The following is a 17,757-nucleotide window of genomic DNA, read 5'->3' as shown; positions in this document are numbered from 1 at the left end:
TAGAGATAGACTGAAAAAAAGCCTGAGAGACAGAAGGTACAAAGGAGAGAAATAAATGAGCTTAAACAGAAAGACAACGAAGATGTTTCTTGTCGTTGTGATGATGTTGGCGATGGTTTTTCCAACCAGCGTATTCGCCGCCTCCGGGGACGTAACGTCGATTGAATTTGATACGAACGAGAGCAAAATTTACTTAACCGTTAATGAAACCTCGGAACAACTTCGAGTATTGGCTAACATTGAAGGCTCTTCTACGAAGAAGGATGTAACCAATGAGTCGACGTGGACTTCGTCCAACACGAGAATTGTAAAGGTTGACGGTGGACTCATCATTCCACTGGAGAAAGGTACAGCCCGAGTTACGGCAAAATACAAAGGCGCGATCAAGACGATTGACGTCGACGTTAAATTTGCCATTGACGAGTTTAAACTGGATCAGCCCAATAAAGTGGAGCATAAGCTTGGAACGGAAGGTCTAACCGTTAAAGCCTTGGCTGACGGAACAAACGACGTAACCACGGAAGCGAAGTGGACCACTTCCGATGACAGCGTTGTAAAAGTAAGCAAAGGCGAACTGACCCTTGTGGGTCTAGGAAGCGCAACCGTGACTGCGGAATACAAAGGACTCAAAGCTTCCTTCACGGTGAAAGTCATTGCACCTTACCAAAAGCTTGCGATCGTTCCGGGTGAAGATCTGGAGCTCTTGGTTGGCGATGCGCCTGTTGAGCTGAAAGTATTCGCTAAGCAGTCGGAGACCGATACAGGTATGGACGTGACGGATAAAATAGAGTTGAAATCGTCCAATTCTTCCGTAGCTACAATTGAGGATGGCAAGCTAAAGCCGCTTGCGTTGGGTAAATCTACGATCAGCGTGAGCTATCTGGGTTCAACGGCCAAATTGGATGTGTATGTGCGCAATCCTTATGAAGCTTTGATTCTGGATCAGACGGATTTTATCAAGAATCCGGTTCTGTTCATGAATGATTCGATTACGGTACAAGCCAAGGTTCGCAACGCGGCTTCGCAATCCATCGACGTGCCCGGGGAATGGACCTCATCCAACCCGCTGGCTGTTTCCGTTAATGGTGGCGTGATTACAGCGAGAGCTTCGGGAACCTCTACCATTAAAGTTAGTTACTTGGGAATCAGTAAAGAATTCTCGGTTAAAGTATATCCGACCGTGACCAAGTTTGAGGCAGCTGATACGGAAGTGGATGTGCTGAAAGGCGAATCCAAGTCCTTCCCTAAAGTGACGGGAACGCTTCTGGACGACGAGAAAGAGGACTTCAGCAGCGCGGTTAACTGGACTTCCAGCGATGAGAAAGTGGTAACGACCGAAGACGGCAAAATCAAAGCCATCGACGCCGGTACAGCAACGATCACCGGTAAGATCGGCTCCAGAGTAGTAGCGACGGTGCCGGTTACCGTCAATGAAAAAGTGCTGGTACTTCTGCCGGATGTAGAAGAGTATCAGCTGGTAATGGGAAGAAGCATTGCGCTGCCGAAAGTAAATGCTGTATTTGAAGATGGCACGGAGAGCGATGTGACCTCTTCCGTTGAATGGTCACTGACGGGCTCTGCGGCTGTCATTAAAGACGGTACGATCAAGGGCTTAACGAAAGGCTCGACGACACTGAAAGGCACTTACCTGAATAAAGAAGTCAAGATTCCGGTCGTGGTTGAACAGGAAGTTGTGAAGATCGTTGTAGAGCCGGAGAATATCGATCTCAACATCAAGAAATCCAAATCGATTAAAGTTACAGGCTATTACAGCAACGGCAAAACGGTTTCGCTCTCATCCAAGATGAATTGGAGTTCTTCGGACACTGCGATTGTGACGGTATCCAGAACCTCCGTTAAGGCGGTTGCCGAGGGTAAGGCAACGATTACGGGTTCATACCAAGGCAAAGAAGTTACCGTTAAGGTAAACGTGGTTCCGAAAATGAAGAAATTGATTGTCAGCGAGAAGAAACTGAACTTGAAGCCCGGTGACGTCAAAACCGTTACGGTTACGGCCGAATTCGATACCGGCGCGAAAATAAATGTAGGAGACACCGCCGTTTGGACAACCAGCAACTCCAACGTTGCCAAAGTAACGAACGGACGTATTGAAGCGATCGCGAAGGGAACCGCCCGTATTAAAGGGCAGTACAATTCAAAGACTGTATCCATTACCGTCTCTGTCAAATAGGACAACAGATTAGCAGCAGCCCGGCTTTTTAGAAGCCGGGCTGCTGTCTTTTCTATGGACTGGGCCGTTCTTGGTCATTTTGAAGCTCCTGCAGCTTGTTTTGAAAATATTCCTGGTTCGCCAGTATCGTTTCATCGCCTGGGCGATAGACAAGCGCCTGCTCATTATGCTGATTGGCAAGAACATGGGCTCCGATCCGGTCGTAACAAACGGCCAATTGCAGGTGAGGCAGCCAGGTGGAGAAGGAGGGGTTGTGAAATCCCATATAACCCGGAGGCAGCTCAAGCTCGGTCGCCAGTTTATACCAGTAAATGGCCGTATCGTAGTTGTTTTTCACGAAAAAATGGTAACCAATGCGGCAGCAGAATTCGGACCGCGGTGGCGCATAATGCAAGGATCTGATAGAGGATTCAAAAGAGGCTTGCCCATTTCCGAGCTCGTGATGGCAATCGGATAGCCTGCTGCAGGCCGTGAGTATATCCTCAATCCAGCCCTGTTCCGTATGTAAAAATTGTTCGTAATAATCAATAGCTTTCTCGAATTGGCCGTGATCCTTCAATTCATTCGCATAATAGAATAAATCTCGTGGCGTGAACGATTCGCCAGCCGTCTCACGCTTCTCGTAGATTCTAAGATTCCGGCCGGTATCGGGGTCATGCTTCGAGCTGAGATGGGTAACCGCGATATCGCTATTGATAATATTGCCGTAGACCTCTAGATACTCATGGACGGGTCCGATCCATCGGAAGCCTCTGTTTCGCTTCACAAGACGGTTGCGCCGGAGACTGAAGGTGACATTGCCAAATTCGTCCGAACTTAAATGGTAGAGCATGGTTACGGAATCGATGCCGGATGTAAGGTTTTCTTTAAGCGTTTTTAACTTGAGCTGGTCTTCTTCCAGCAGTATGTCGTCAGCATCGAGCCACAGGATATAGTCCTGGGTAGCCTTACTAAAAGCGAAATTACGCGCAGCCGAGAAATCGTCAATCCACTCAAAATCAAAGATGAGCTCTGTAAAGGATTGAGCGATTTCTTTTGTACGATCGGTAGATCCTGTATCGACAATGATGATCTCATCCACGATGTCGGCAACACAGGATAAACAGCGGTTTAACACGAGTTCCTCGTTTTTTACGATCATGCACAGGCTGATAGTGTTCAATGAAATTACCCCCATGTATGGTTTTGATTCATAACAATATGCCAGATATATATTCAAGTCAGCTTACGAAATGAACCTTATACAGGAAGCTGTTTGAAATTTGGTCTGGATTTAACATATCCCCTAATGGTAAAATCTTCACTAATTTGGATAGCAAATCATAGACGGTGCAGAAAGAAGGGGTAGAGGAACATGAAATCTATAAACGTGCTTCATTACGATGCATTCTCCGTGCAGCCTAACAAGGGGAATCCTGCTGGGGTGGTTCTGAATGCAGATGATCTGACGGAGGAGGAGATGCAATCCATCGCTCGCAGCGTTGGATTCAATGAAACCACCTTTATCTTACAATCAGAGCAAGCAGATATCAGATTGAGGTATTTTACTCCGGGCCATGAAATGAATTTATGCGGCCATGCCACCATGGCATCCATGTATGCTTTAAAAACCAGGGGACTGCTGCCGGAAAAAGAAACCGTGTGGATTGAGACCAAGGTGGGCAGTTTGCCTATAGAATATCAAAATGCCGAGGGCCTGTTAACCATGAAGATGAAGCAGGATCACCCTCAATTCATATCCTACGAGGGTGATGTAGACCGTCTAGCATCATCCATAGGTCTGAAACGTGACGATTTGGACTTAAGTATGCCTATCGTTTATGGAAGCACGGGGATCTGGACATTGTTGGTCCCGATAAAAGGGTTGCATCATTTTGACCGGATGGTGCCAGATAATGCAGTGTTCCCGTACATTTTAACCGAAAACCCCAAGGCCTCACTGCATCCTTTTTGCCTGGAAACGATGGATGCGTCTTCGTTCATGCACGCGAGACATTTCTCATCGCCGTATTCGGGTACCATTGAAGACCCGGTAACTGGAACTGCATCGGGGGTAATGGGGGCTTATTATTTGACTTACCTGAACCCTGAGTTATCCTCCGCTCGATTTAGTATTGAACAAGGCCAGGAAATGGGGAAAGACGGTAGAGTGCATGTTCATGTGAACCGTCGTAAAGAGACCATGGATGTCTATATTTCCGGTACGGCGGTGTTTGTAAAAGAATTCCAGGTTAGCTATTGATGGATGACCATCGAATGATAGAGCCATCGACATAAGTTAATTCATACAAGGAGTGCGACTCATGCAGGAACAAGAAGAAATAAAGATTTATCCTAAGGTAACCAAAATGCTAGTGGGCTCTTTGGCGTTTGTGCTGCTAGGTAGTGGATTGGTATACGGCGGGGTGACGTCGGACAACATGGTTATCGCCATTGTCGGAATCATCTGTGCGTTGTTTTTTGGCGCGGGGCTGGTGTTTGCCGTTACCAAGCTGTTCCAATCGGCTCCGGCACTCTTGATCCATAGGGAGGGGTTCGTCGATAAATCCTCTTATGTGAGCGCAGGAGCCGTCGCGTGGGACGAAATTAAAAATATTCATATCTATCAGATCAAGAATGAGAAATTCATAGGAATTGAAGTTTATGATCCTGACCATCTGATGTCCCGGCACCCTGCCTGGAAGCGGAAGCTCATGCGTATGAATAAAGGCATGACGGGCTCTACGATTCATATTTCTGCATCGAGTATCTCCGCTAATATATACGAACTGTTCCCTTTGTTGTATCGAAGATGGAATGCGTCCAAATCGAACCCGGATCAGATGCTGAAGGAGGAGAACATGTTATGAGAACATTTAAGCCGGAAATGACTTTGGATATGGCGGTAAGCCATCTGAAGCATATTGAAGGGGAATCGGTAATGAATGTCACCCCCATCGAGATGGGCGAACTGAGCAAGGTGTTCAGTTACCGCAAGGGCGATGCCGATTATGTCATTCATTTTAAGGATAATGAGGATAGCCTTCATAAAGTGTTCAAAATCTACGATATGTACGGTGAACAATCCTTGCCCATTCCCCGTATCCACAAGGTAGGGAGAATGGAGAATATTCATTTCTCCATCTCGGACAGAGTATCCGGAACGCCGATAAGTGCTCTTGAACCGACGCAAATTCGAGCGCTCATCCCCGACATTGTCCATCAATTCATGCGGATCCGTCAGGTACATGTCGCGGATTCCCATGAGGGTTACGGCTGGATTACTCCGGAAGGCAAGGCTGTCCATCGTTCATGGCTGGATTACATCACGTCTGTTTTCGATGAGGAGCAAGAAGGCTTCTACCATGGATGGCACAATCTGTATGAGAACAGCTTTCTGGAAAAAGAGTTTTTTGAAGAAATCTACCTAACGATGATCGAACGGGTTCGCTATTCGCCTCCGGAGCGATATCTTGTACATGGAGATTTCCATTTGGGTAATATGCTGGGAGAGAACGAGAACGTTACGGGGATCGTGGATTGGGAGATGGCCATGTTCGGCGACTTCATGCTGGATGTTTCCGTTCTTCATATGTGGTACCCGATGCTGGAGTTTCCAAGTAGGCTGCAGCAAGCCCTGGAGCAGCAAGGCGTAAGTATTCCATATTTTGAGGAGAGACTGTTAGGCTATCAACTGTTCAAAGCGCTGGACGGACTCCGTTTTTATGCGAAGAAGGATGATCCCCACAGCTATCAGTATATGAAAGACAAAATTATATCTCTATTAAATCGATAGATCCCTACGGGGATCTTTTTTTATGAGAGAAATGTGTGAAACGGAATAGATAACTGACGAGTCCAGAATCATTGGCCAAGAATATAATGGACTAGGTTTAGTTGAAGGGTGGGAACGTCATGCAGCATACCGATCGGGTAAGGAGCCGTGTACCGGATGGCACTCTAATTAGGGGCTTGTATTCTGCTGTTTATTTGGTTGAGCATGGCAAGAAACGGCCCATTAGCGATATGGCGACTTTCCATTCGTACGGATTTACCGCGAAAAGCATGGTGGAATTGAATGAGTCGGTACTCGAAGAAATGGAGACCGGGTCACCCGTGAATATATCCGGGGATTTCATCATGAACAGTCCTTCAACCCTTCTAGTAAAAAACAGCGGATCGGAAATCTATCTGTGGAGCGATCGGCGTCTTCATCCGATTATTTCCCACGAAATGTATCATAGGCTCCATTTTAATTATTCCAGCGTTGTCATCTTGCCGGACGAACTAATCGCTATACTCCCTCAAGGGGATATGATTCATGATGCATCCTTGCTCACGTCTTTTCTTATTAACGGCAGAGTATACAGCGCTCCGAATGGGTCGATCTACTATGGGGAGCGGCATATGCTGCGGAAAATCGGAGGACCCGCCATCTTTGCTTTCTATCGGTGGAGAGTTGAAGAGATTGTTCATTTAACTAGTGAGGAGTTCCACAAGTGCCGAATAGGGGAGCCGATCCTGTAAATAATTTCGCAGTATTAGAAGCTGTTTATGACGAGGTTTTTTCGGAAAGGGTGGGGTGCTTGAAGATATTGCTCGTGACGATATTCCTGATTCCTCATGTCGGTGGACTATGGAAGTATATGCTGCAGATCAAGCAGGGGCTTGAGGCATTGGGGCATGAGGTCGACATGGTCGGTGACAGAATTGATTGCTTTTATGTGTATGGAGATGATAACCGGAAGGTGTTCAAGAGTCATTATAAACCGATGTTGGAGGCGAATCTCCCAGCAGCATCCCCTATATTCTCGGATAATTGGGTCAGGCATGCTGAATCTGAGCGGTTATGTTTGGAGCTAACGCTTTCTTATTTGGACTTGGAGCAATACGATGTCATCCATGCACAGGATGTGCTGGCTGCGGCAGCCGTCAGTCGGGTGAAACCTGCGGGCATACCATTGGTAACCAGCATTCATGCTTCCGTGGCACTTACTATTTTGAATATGGTCCAAAATGATCAAGGGATTAAACCTTCCAGCCCATTACTTGTCTGGAATTATTATAAATCGATTGAGAATATCGGGGGCTCATCCAGCGATCAGGTGCTTCTGGCTTCCGAATGGCTGAGGGATGTCGTGGTATCGTACTTTGGTCTGCCGGTATCCCGGATCTCATTGATTCCCTATGCGATGGATATTCCAAGCTTCGAAGACAGGTTGAAGAAAGAGCACGAACTGACTCGACCCGTGGACAAGAAAGTGATCATCTGCACCTCCAGACTCAGTCATGAAAAGGGCATTCACGTGTTGTTGGAAGCCTTGGGCAAACTCCATGCTTTTCGTCAGGACTGGGAGTGCTGGCTTGTTGGAGACGGAGATCAGCGTGCATTGTACGAATATCGCGTTGGTCAGTTGGGTATGACGGGGGCAGTCCGTTTTTGGGGCTCGCGTGACGATGTTCCTGCGTTGTTAGGGCTGGCAGATATTTTTGTTATGCCAAGTCTGATGGAGACCCTCTCCTATTCTGTGATGGAGGCGCAGATTGCCGAATTGCCGATCGTTTCTTCGGATGCGGGCGGTCTTAAGGAAGCGGTACAGCATGAGGTGAACGGCCTTCTCTTTCAGACCGGGAATGACGATATGCTTACTGCACGTCTGAATATGTTGCTGGAAGATGAAGCGTACCGTAGGCTTCTAGGTAAACAAGCGCGGAAATGGGCATTGGCTCATCGTGGTCTGGATTCCATGGTGAAGCGAATATTGGAGATTTATCAAAAAGAGATAAGCAAGGCCCAGTAACCTAGGAAAGGGAGGAAGGACCATGCATTTGATAGAGGTACCCGGAGACCAGTACAGTCATTTGTTTCTGGTCAATCAATTCCCTTCGTCATTCATGGTGAATCAAATGGTGTGGGAGCAAACAGTAAGCCGGCTTCCTAAGGATTATTTCATACCGGATTACCGGATTATTAATATGATGATGAATATGAAATAGAATGATCGAATGGAGGTATGGGAATGGGAACATCTAACTGGCAGAATTTATCTTTTTGTGTGGATCTGATCCGGTATGTATCTCCGAAGTCCGTACTGGATGTCGGCGTTGGATTTGGCCGTTGGGGAATGATCTGCCGCGAATATTTAGATGTTTGGGAAGGGCGCGTATTCCGCACATATTGGGATACGCGAATCGAAGGGATTGAAATTTATCCGGTCAATATTGATTCATATCATTCCTGTTTCTACAATATCATCCATGTTGCGGATGCATTCGATCATATACAAACGGAGGTTCAGCCAGGACAATTCGATCTGATCATTCTGGGTGACGTTCTGGAGCACTTTACAAAAGAGCGGGCGCTTGTGCTGCTGCAGACCTGTATTGAAAAATCCCGCTTTGTCCTGCTAAATATCCCGATTGGAACAGACTGGCCGCAGGGAGCAGTGTACGGTAATGATTTCGAAACCCATTTGAGCACATGGACAACGGAGGAGCTGGATCTGCTTCCCGTAGTCGACAAAAGGCATTTTAGGGATTACATTAACCGTGATTTCTCCACGTATTTGTTTTCGATGCCAGGCAAGTAAAAGAGAAGGGAGGCTTGCGCAATGTCATCTGAATCACATTTGCAGACCATGGTCACGAAAGTACCGCTGGAATTGTTATTTACGGATTTCATAGAAGAGGAACATAAAGCCGAAATTCCAAACTACACGGAAGCCTGGTATGAAGTTCATACAAGATATGCCGATCTTCCAATTATTCGGTTGTCACCCCATTTACAATTGTACCGTCACCTTATGAATCAAGGGGGGGATCCGAAGTTGTATCTGGATTGGCATTCCTCCATATATATCACCCGTGATATGAAGGTGCCTATTTCGGATAACGATTTATTGGAGCAGCGGCGCATACAATATGTCACGATGGCTGCCTTGTTCGCCAATGATAAGGAGCATTTCAACGAAGATCCGATTCTGGTCCAATATAACAGGAAAGGCGGTTATTTTCGTTTGAAAGACGGCCACCATCGAGCCATCTTTCAATATCTCAGCGGAGTAAGGCACGTCCCCGCCCGAATGACCGTTCGCGACTATGAGGAGTGGAAGCATACGGTTGCTGTGAACAAGGTAACCGAGGTCTTTTCCCGACATCTTCGAACCCTGATTTATACGCCGATTTTGAATCCTCACTTCATGCATTTGAAGAGTGAACGGGATGATGCTTATCCTACCCGTATGGATCTGATTATGGAGTATCTGGGTTCCTCATCCGTACGAGGAAAAAGGGTAATCGATATCGGCTGCAACATCGGATTTTATGCCAGACACTTTACGCGTCAGGGGGCTATCGTCACAGGTTATGAGCCAATGGCTGAGCATTACGAACTGGCAAGGCAGCTGAACGTTCTCGAACGGGTTCATTTTGATCTCAAGGAGGGGCGGTTTGAACGCTCAAGTCTTACGGAAACATATGATATCGGGTTGCTTCTAACCGTATTCTATCATGTGATGGACGATCTGCCGGCGCGGGAAGCATTTCTGAGGAAATTAGACCAGAGTGTTACAGGGGTTCTATTTTGGGAATCCGGAGCCGAGCCGGAGAAGGAGAAGGCTATTTTGATTAATGGAACGCATTTTGACAGATATAAGAAATTGGGGGATACCGAAGGGACCGGGAAGAAAAGAGAATTTGGTGTTTTTCTGAAATCATCATACAAATCCGGCAGCGCTATATGAATGGAACATCTTCTATAAGGAAGGTGTTTTCTTTTTATTCTTTACTGAAAAATGATATATTGTAAGAAACAAATAGATAAAATGGGAATTTATAATGGGGATAAAACATAGAGAAATGAGCTGATTCTATTCTATGAAAAAGATCGTTCTGGCTGGTGGAACAGGTTTTATCGGAACTTATCTTGCGAAAAAATTCACGAATGAGCAGCAAGCACAAGTACTTATGATATCCCGACGGAAGGGTCATATCCCATGGAACGATCAAGAAGCGATCGTCGCTGCTCTGGAGGGGGCGGATATGCTGATTAATCTTGCAGGTAAATCGGTCAATTGCCGTTACGATGAGGAAAATAAGAAGCTGATTCTGAAATCAAGAATAGATACAACGAATATACTCGGCACGGCTATCGAGGCATGCCGTACTCCTCCTCGTACATGGTTTAATTCCAGTACGGCCACGATTTATCGCCACGCTGAAGATAAGCCGATGACGGAGGAACAGGGTGAAATCGGGACAGGTTTCTCGGTTGAGGTTGCCAAGGCATGGGAGCGCGCTTTTTTCTCGTTCTCACTGCCTCAAACAAGACAAATCGCTTTACGCATTGCCATCGTGCTGGGACCGGGGGGCGGCGTCATGACACCTTATGTTAACTTGGTAAAATACGGACTCGGTGGCGTTCAAGGTACAGGCAAGCAAAAGTTCAGCTGGATTCATATAGAGGATTTGTATCGTATGATCCTGTTTTTACAAGAAAGAGCAGAGCTGAGCGGGATATTCAATTGTGCCTCCCCTCATCCGGTTACGAACAAGGAACTAATGGAGCAGCTTCGGCTTGCATTGAATCGCAGAATGGGATTGCCATCACCCAAATGGCTGCTTGAACTGGGAGCCCGGCTGATTCAAACCGAAACGGAACTCGTGCTGAAGAGCCGATGGGTCATTCCTGACAGACTCTGCAAGGCAGGATTTCATTGTACATATGATACGCTGAATAAAGCACTGGCTGACATCTTGAAGCGATAAGTGGATTTTAACGCCTTGGTGGATTACGCATTGTAAAAATGATTGCATATGGAAACGGAACGGATAGAATGAATTTATTAGATGAGAGAGGGAGTGTACTGTAATGAATTCTGCGTTTACGATTATGGAGGTCGACCAATTAGAAAGCGAGACGCATCATCAATTAACGGAACTATTGATTCGGGTAGTAGAAGATGGGGCATCGGTAGGATTCTTACCGCCGCTGTCTTACGATGAAGCTTTCGCTTACTGGGAGGATGTGCTTGGCCCAGGGGTTACCCTGTGGGTTGCCGTACAGGATGGGCAGGCGATTGGCACGGTTCAGCTGCAATGCGCCATGAAGGCAAATGGCAGACACCGGGCCGAGGTAGCAAAACTGATGGTGGATCCTGTATCTCGCCGCGGAGGTATCGGCAGAACGTTGATGCTTCATCTGGAGCCGAAAGCCAAGGCAGAGGGTAGAACGTTGTTGGTATTAGATACCCGGGAGGGGGACCCCTCCAACAAGCTGTATCAGTCTCTGGGTTACATCCAAGCTGGGATTATACCCGATTATGCCATATCCTCTAACGGCGAACTGGACGGGACGGTGCTGTATTACAAACGTATCTAAGCCACGAAACGGAGGGGTTGGATGGATCGAGATGAGCGATTCTATCGAAAATGGACTCAGATCCGGGCGAAGGGGAGAGGCAAATTCGTACTATCCCGAGGACTGGCTCACGGCTTATTTCTATATGTTGTGTGGGCTGCAGCTACCTGGTTTTTTGACAAGGACCGGTTTGATCCTGATTTTTTTATAACACGGTATTATTATTATTTTTTGATCTATATGATTGTCGGCTTCCTTATTTCTAGCGGAGCATGGAGAGGTAAAAACACCCGTTATGACAAATTGACCCGGTCTTATGAGAAACAGCGGAAGAAGAACTTGCCGTAGCGGCGAGTTCTTTTTTGCTTCTGGAATGGACGTCGATAGACGTTTTCTACTATCGGCCGTCGGCATTACTAGCCTTTTCGCCCAACATGGTATACTGTTTTTTAGCAGCAATTAGAGAAGGGATTGTGGTTATGGGTTACCAGCTGACCGAACGGGTGATCAAGTTATTATGCGGAAAGACCTCCTACGATCGCGGCGGGGTTTTATATAGAGATGGACATGTTACGATGTTGAAACAAGATACGGACACTCGGAAATACGAGGCTGAAGTGACGGATCAGGAGCCGGGTATCGCCTATGCCGAGATTGACTCGAATGGGGATGTATTCACGGAATGCAGCTGCATCGATTATGGATTCTCCCGGAAGCGATGCAGACATATTGCGGCTCTGCTCTTGAATATCCGTGATATTGAGCAAACGGTGGAAGCACCCATGCGCCCCTATCCATCGTTATTACATCCTTCTGACGGCGGAAATAATGGAGACGGGCAATTAACACCTCGGTACTCTACGGAGCATGAGAGAAGCTCGGACGAAGGGGAGCAGGATGCGCGGCTCAGCAGCCAGCTGCTCGGATTGTTCTCTTATTCTGCAGGCCGGAGGGCTACGGCAGCATCCAGGTTTGACACCCGGGAAGTTCTGGAGATGGAGTTCATTTTCAAGTTATATCCTTACGGAAATCGGAAATATCTGTTTGGCGTTGAACTGCGAATCGGTAAGAAACGCTTGTACATTGTGCAGCGGATCCGAGAGTTTCTGGCGTGTGTAAAACTCGGAGAGACCTGCATGTTCACGAAGAATTTCACGTACGATCCGGAGCAACACAGCTTTAAAAAGGAGGATGATGATATTCTCCATGAGCTGATTCGTATATACGAGCATGAAAGCATGTTTAAACAGTCACTGGACATGTATGCTCCGCATGGCAAAAAGGGAGGCGGCGACCGAATGCTGATTATTCCTCCCACTTTTTGGCCTGAGGTTAGGGAACGAATATCCCATTCGAACCATTCCCTGCTGTCTTTGGACGGGATCCTCACGGATAAGCTGGAATTCGTTCAAGATCCGATCCCCCTTCAATTCGAGTTTGATGAAGCAGGGGATGATCACTACCTGATGAAGATCGAGGGACTGGAGCGAATGATCGTTCTGGAGGGATACGGCCTCGTCATTGTGGACGGTAAGCTCATTCAGCTTGAATTGGATGCTTGCAGAAGACTCTCCGAGATGAAGGAGCTGCTTGAGAATTCGAATAAACCGCATATCCGGATTCAACCTGAGATGATGGAGTCCATTATGGAACGGGTGGTTCCGGGACTGATGAAGCTTGGAAGTGTCCACGTGGCACAGACCGTATCGGACCGCATTGTCAAAACGCCTTTGAAAGCGAAGCTCTATCTGGACAGGGTGCGTGGCCGGCTTTTGGCCGGACTCGAATTTCAATACGGAGAAATCACCATTAATCCGTTGGAGGGACATCGTGCAACACGCAGCAGCAGCTCAATCCTCGTTCGCGACGGAGAGCAGGAGCAGCGGATTCTAGAGCTTATGGAAAACGCCTCCTTTGCCAAAACGGATGGCGGTTTCTTCATGAACGATGAGGATGCCGAATACGATTTCCTGTATCATACGATCCCGCAGCTGGAGAAGCTGCTGGTTGTTTATGCAACGACAGCCGTGAAGGAACGGGTGCTGACTGAACCGATGGGAGCCAAGGTGCGGGTGGAGGTCGACGAACGGACGGATTGGCTTGAATTGAAGTTTGACATGGAGGGGATTCGGGAAGCCGAAATCCGGGAAATCGTCAAATCGCTTGAAGAAAAACGCAAATATCACCGGTTGCGAAACGGAGCGCTGCTTCCGCTGGAGAGCGCCGAGTTCCAGGCTATGGTTGCCTTAATGAACCGGGTAGGGCCTTGGTTATACGAAGGGGAGGGCAAACCTTTCAAAATGCCGGCAGTCCAAGGACTTCAGCTGCTGGATTGGGAAGAAGCGGGATCCACGGTCCAGCTTGGCCGATCCTTGCGCCGAATGCTGCAGCACGTGAAGAATCCGGATCATTTGGATTTTGCCGTGCCGCCGAGCCTCGAAACGGTCCTCCGGGATTATCAGAAGTTTGGCTTCCAATGGATGAAGACGATGGCCCATTATCGCTTCGGCGGCATCTTGGCCGATGACATGGGCCTCGGTAAAACCATTCAGAGCATTGCTTTCATTCTGTCGGTGCTCCCGGAGATCAGAGAGCGCAGCGAACCTGCACTTATCGTGGCGCCTGCCTCACTGCTCTATAACTGGTTTAACGAGCTCCAGAAGTTTGCGCCCGAGATCAAGGCCGTCATTGCCGATGGCACGCAGACCGAGCGGACTAAGATTATACAGAATGCGGGGAACGCAGATGTCATCATTACTTCGTACCCGCTGCTCCGCAGGGACGTTGAGCGGTATGCGAAGCTGCCGTTCTTAACGTTAATTCTGGATGAATCCCAATTCTTCAAAAATTATACAACGCAAACGGCTCAGGTTGTCAAAACGCTTCATGCCCGTTATCGGTTTGCACTGACAGGCACCCCGGTCGAGAACCGGCTGGAGGAGCTGTGGTCCATATATGACGCCGTTTTCCCGGCACTCTTTGGAGATCGAAAAGCGTTTCAGGAATTGCCGAAAGAAACCGTGTTGAGGCGGGTGCGTCCCTTCCTGCTTCGCAGGCTGAAATCGGATGTGCTCAAGGAGCTGCCGGAGAAGATCGAGACGGTTCAGGCATCAAGCCTGCTGATCGAACAGAAGAAGCTCTATACAGCCTATCTTGCGAAGTTAAGACAGGAGACGCTCAAGCATTTGGCGCAGGATGGATTTCAGAAAAGCCGGATTCGCATCCTGGCGGGCATTACCCGTCTGCGCCAGATCTGCTGTCACCCGGCCCTATTCGTGGAAGGCTATGAGGGCAGTTCGGCCAAGTTTGAGCAGCTCCTGGAAACCATTGAGGAATGTCGTCTTGCAGGCAGAAGGATGCTGGTATTCTCCCAGTTTACGGGGATGCTGAATCTGATTGCCGGGGAGCTCGGATATCGGGGGATCCCGTTTTTCTATCTGGATGGACAGACTCCGGCATCGAAGCGGGTGGAGCTGTGCGAACGCTTCAACGAGGGAGAACGGGAAGTGTTCCTCATCTCGCTGAAGGCAGGCGGAACGGGGCTGAACCTGACCGGGGCCGATACGGTGATCTTGTATGACCTGTGGTGGAATCCGGCTGTGGAGCAGCAGGCGATGGACCGGGCCCATCGCATCGGACAGAAGAAGGTTGTGCAGGTGATACGGCTGGTGGCTCAGGATACCATCGAGGATAAAATGGCTGCTCTGCAGCAGAAGAAGAAGGATCTGATCGAGGAACTGGTTCAGCCGGGAGAAGAGTCGCTTCCAAGCTGGACCGAGGCGGAGATCCGGGAGCTGTTGTCCCTTCAGAGCTAAACTCATGGGTATGGATGGCGCTCGATTGCAAAAGATGACAAGGAGTTGTTGTTTTGAAAAAAACAATGTTTCTCATACTGGCAGCCGTGTTGGTCGTCATCAGTTACATGCCGCTTTTCCTGGGTGGATATGTATACAATGAAGAGCAGGCCTTGCGGCGCTTGCATCCTGCGTATACCGGGGATAAGTTATACGAGAGAATAGGGGATCATCACAAGCTGATCGTCTGGCATGATGGCAACGTGAAGATGGTCACCCTTATGGAAAGTAAATGGGGACTGCTGCACCGTGCTTCGAACTCGGTCGTTCTGGAACGGGGATCCGAAGATGAACCCTTTACTCGGATCTGGTCTGCTAGCCGTCGCGGGGAGGATATGTATGATACCTTACTGGCGGTCGAGACTTCAGAGAACGAGAGCAGGAAGATCATCGTGACTAATGAGCCATGGGATGATGAGCCGATCGATGATCTGGATCAGATCAAAGCCTTGTCCGGGGTCTACATTGAAATGGATGTCGAACAAGGATATGCCGTTCATTATGAACAGCTGCCTTCCGATCAAATCGGAGGTTTTATATTTCGAAGTATCGATTCCGAAGGGAATATTCTCTCCGTTCATCCTTAGCTGATGGGCGCAGAACATAAACGCTGATATAATAGCTGTATAAGATTGATGTAACGTATACTCCAGTTATAGAATAGGACGGTTTCCGGGATGATATCTTTTTTACTAACGTTAAAACGTCTTTTCAGCGGTCTGTTTCGAGCGTTTAAGCAGCGGTATTTTGTAGCGCTGTTTGTGCTTATCGTCATCATGCTGTTATCGGGCACGATGTTTTATACCAGACAAGAAGGCTTGTCGGTGCTGGATGCACTTTATTTCTGCGTGGTTACCTTGAGCACGGTAGGGCATCCGGAATTCGTGCCGCAGACGCCGCTTGGTAAAACATTCACGATGGTCTATATTGTCGTCGGAACGGGTTTATTCCTGGGGATGGCCGGACAATTGGCGTATGCCTTAATCCGAACGAATCAAAGGGATGAGAAGTAAACAACGAATTCATAATGAAAACGAAGAAACAGCCCTGGCGCCGGGGCTGTTTCTTTTCTTATGGAAAGACGGATGCGAGATGCTTGGTAAATCAATCCACAGCAGGTCTATTCAACCGTCACCGCGAAATAAAAGCTGGCTTCTCCTTGATCCAGGGGCCATGTGCAGTGAATTTCGTACAGGTACGAGCCGGCTTTCGCTGGTACGGTATATCCATCGTTACCTGAATCCGTCAGGTTGAGAATGGTGAAGCCTTGTATTCCTTCGGGTGGCTTCGATTGAATGTCGGCACCGGCTTGGACCGCGACCGGCGTCATATCCTCAAGCCTGGGACGGGCCGCATCCGTCGTCGCGCAGTTATCCCCGTTGCACCACGAATAACCGCCGCGTTGCAGCTTGATCTCGGTGCCGTCAATGCTTACCTTGGGCAGCGGAGGTTCGGCGGCTTTCACCCACAGGGTCTGAACGGCTTTGCGGGCATTTTCCTTCGAGATCGGCGTTACGTTCTCAGACCTGGATCCGATGTAGTACCCGGTACCGAACACCATGATTAGAAGAACACTGTATAACACCGGCCGCATTTTTTTCATGTCCAGCTGTCCCCCCTTTTATATCCTTTGTCTCATAACTTGCTAGAAAATATGTTATAATTTTGAAATCAGCACTTCCATTATAAACCAATCACGGATAGCAGGCGTTATATATTATGAGATTCTTTGAAGAGGATGAAACCTATGACAATAAAATGGTTAGCGTGGGCCAAGGAGATGCAGGCCATCAGCCAGGCCGGACTGGAGTATACGAGGGACGTTTATGACAAGGAACGGTTTGAGCAGCTGAGGGGGCTCAGCATCCAGATCATGCAGGAGTATACCGAGGCGGGCGAAGAGAAGATCCGTACGCTGTTTGCGAGTGAAACCGGATACCAAACGCCGAAGGTGGATGTCCGCGGCGTTATTTTTCAAGACGGAAAGCTGCTGCTGGTGAAGGAAAAGGCCGACGGGGCCTGGGCGCTGCCGGGAGGATGGGCGGACATCGGCTTATCCCCCGCGGAGGTCGTGGTGAAGGAAGTGAAGGAAGAGGCCGGTTACGACGTGCGTGCAGGGAGGCTGCTGGCCGTATTGGACAAGAAATTTCATAACCATCCGCCTTCGGCCTTCCACGTGTACAAAATGTTTATTCAGTGCGACATTACGGGCGGAGCCGCAGGTCTGGGGACCGAAACGTCCGCGGTCGGTTTTTTCCCTCAGGACGAACTGCCGCCGTTGTCCGAAGAACGGAATACCAAGGAACAGCTGAAGAGAATATTCGAATTCGAGAACAACCCGCATTTGCCGACTTGGCTGGATTAAAACATATAAC

Annotated in this window: 18 protein-coding genes; 16 read left to right on the top strand and 2 right to left on the bottom strand. The window is 48.3% G+C overall.

Translation table 11 applies throughout. From position 1 onward, the window contains the following. Positions 1–55: 55 nt before the first annotated feature. Entirely contained in the window at positions 56–2,191 is a 2,136-nt protein-coding gene (locus MKX98_RS22800; protein WP_220684508.1) for an Ig-like domain-containing protein, read from the top strand. Positions 2,192–2,243: 52 nt separating this feature from the next. On the opposite strand, the gene MKX98_RS22795 is transcribed toward MKX98_RS22800, so the two are convergent. Beyond that, positions 2,244–3,353 carry a glycosyltransferase family 2 protein gene (locus MKX98_RS22795; RefSeq protein ID WP_339218522.1) on the bottom strand — a complete coding sequence of 370 codons (1,110 nt, stop codon included), beginning with the start codon at positions 3,351–3,353 and terminating at the stop codon, positions 2,244–2,246. A 192-nt stretch (positions 3,354–3,545) separates the two neighbouring features. Here MKX98_RS22795 and MKX98_RS22790 point away from each other — a divergent pair, with 192 nt between their 5' ends. From MKX98_RS22790 to MKX98_RS22725, 14 genes are all read left to right on the top strand, one after another. Further along, entirely contained in the window at positions 3,546–4,433 is an 888-nt protein-coding gene (locus tag MKX98_RS22790; protein ID WP_339218521.1) for a PhzF family phenazine biosynthesis isomerase, read from the top strand. Between the two features lie 61 nt (positions 4,434–4,494). Beyond that, entirely contained in the window at positions 4,495–5,040 is a 546-nt protein-coding gene (locus MKX98_RS22785; protein WP_339218519.1) for an STM3941 family protein, read from the top strand. Further along, the gene (locus MKX98_RS22780) at positions 5,037–5,966 is read left to right on the top strand and encodes an aminoglycoside phosphotransferase family protein (protein ID WP_339218517.1); all 930 of its coding nucleotides are present in this window, start codon (positions 5,037–5,039) and stop codon (positions 5,964–5,966) included. Before MKX98_RS22785 ends, MKX98_RS22780 begins: the two co-directional genes overlap by 4 nt. Positions 5,967–6,085: 119 nt before the next feature. After that, the gene (locus MKX98_RS22775) at positions 6,086–6,697 is read left to right on the top strand and encodes a hypothetical protein (RefSeq protein WP_339218515.1); all 612 of its coding nucleotides are present in this window, start codon (positions 6,086–6,088) and stop codon (positions 6,695–6,697) included. Between the two features lie 59 nt (positions 6,698–6,756). After that, on the top strand, positions 6,757–7,971 hold the full coding sequence (locus MKX98_RS22770) for a glycosyltransferase family 4 protein (RefSeq protein ID WP_339218514.1): 1,215 nt from the start codon (positions 6,757–6,759) through the stop codon (positions 7,969–7,971). A gap of 22 nt (positions 7,972–7,993) precedes the next feature. Continuing rightward, complete coding sequence (locus tag MKX98_RS22765; RefSeq protein ID WP_194543683.1) at positions 7,994–8,167, top strand: hypothetical protein; 174 nt, start codon at positions 7,994–7,996, stop codon at positions 8,165–8,167. 23 nt (positions 8,168–8,190) lie between these two features. Next, entirely contained in the window at positions 8,191–8,760 is a 570-nt protein-coding gene (locus MKX98_RS22760; RefSeq protein ID WP_194543682.1) for a methyltransferase domain-containing protein, read from the top strand. Positions 8,761–8,781: 21 nt separating this feature from the next. Next, entirely contained in the window at positions 8,782–9,912 is a 1,131-nt protein-coding gene (locus tag MKX98_RS22755) for a methyltransferase domain-containing protein (RefSeq protein WP_339218512.1), read from the top strand. Between the two features lie 133 nt (positions 9,913–10,045). Then, positions 10,046–10,936, top strand: a complete 891-nt coding sequence (locus MKX98_RS22750; RefSeq protein WP_339218510.1) for a TIGR01777 family oxidoreductase — start codon at positions 10,046–10,048, stop codon at positions 10,934–10,936. A 103-nt stretch (positions 10,937–11,039) separates the two neighbouring features. Beyond that, entirely contained in the window at positions 11,040–11,549 is a 510-nt protein-coding gene (locus MKX98_RS22745) for a GNAT family N-acetyltransferase (RefSeq protein ID WP_220684513.1), read from the top strand. A gap of 21 nt (positions 11,550–11,570) precedes the next feature. After that, positions 11,571–11,876 carry a hypothetical protein gene (locus MKX98_RS22740; RefSeq protein ID WP_339218508.1) on the top strand — a complete coding sequence of 102 codons (306 nt, stop codon included), beginning with the start codon at positions 11,571–11,573 and terminating at the stop codon, positions 11,874–11,876. 131 nt (positions 11,877–12,007) lie between these two features. Beyond that, positions 12,008–15,343: an SNF2 helicase associated domain-containing protein gene (locus MKX98_RS22735; RefSeq protein ID WP_339218506.1), complete on the top strand. Its 3,336-nt coding sequence runs from the start codon at positions 12,008–12,010 to the stop codon at positions 15,341–15,343. A 53-nt stretch (positions 15,344–15,396) separates the two neighbouring features. Further along, on the top strand, positions 15,397–15,969 hold the full coding sequence (locus MKX98_RS22730; RefSeq protein WP_339218504.1) for a hypothetical protein: 573 nt from the start codon (positions 15,397–15,399) through the stop codon (positions 15,967–15,969). Positions 15,970–16,059: 90 nt separating this feature from the next. Beyond that, positions 16,060–16,395 (top strand): potassium channel family protein, encoded by a 336-nt coding sequence (locus tag MKX98_RS22725; protein ID WP_194543676.1) that lies wholly within the window; start codon positions 16,060–16,062, stop codon positions 16,393–16,395. Positions 16,396–16,502: 107 nt separating this feature from the next. Here the strand turns inward: MKX98_RS22725 and MKX98_RS22720 are convergent, their stop codons facing one another. After that, a complete protein-coding gene (locus MKX98_RS22720; RefSeq protein WP_339218501.1) occupies positions 16,503–16,985 on the bottom strand; it encodes a hypothetical protein in 483 nt (160 codons plus the stop codon). 144 nt (positions 16,986–17,129) lie between these two features. Between MKX98_RS22720 and MKX98_RS22715 the strand changes: the two genes are divergently transcribed. After that, positions 17,130–17,747: an NUDIX hydrolase gene (locus MKX98_RS22715; protein ID WP_339218499.1), complete on the top strand. Its 618-nt coding sequence runs from the start codon at positions 17,130–17,132 to the stop codon at positions 17,745–17,747. Positions 17,748–17,757 lie beyond the last annotated feature (10 nt).

The sequence above is a fragment of the Paenibacillus sp. FSL W7-1332 genome, assembly GCF_037969785.1.
Taxonomy (GTDB): Bacteria; Bacillota; Bacilli; order Paenibacillales; family Paenibacillaceae; genus Paenibacillus_AQ.
Note: the sequence above shows the minus strand (reverse complement) of the source record. Positions and strands in the feature narration are given on the sequence as shown.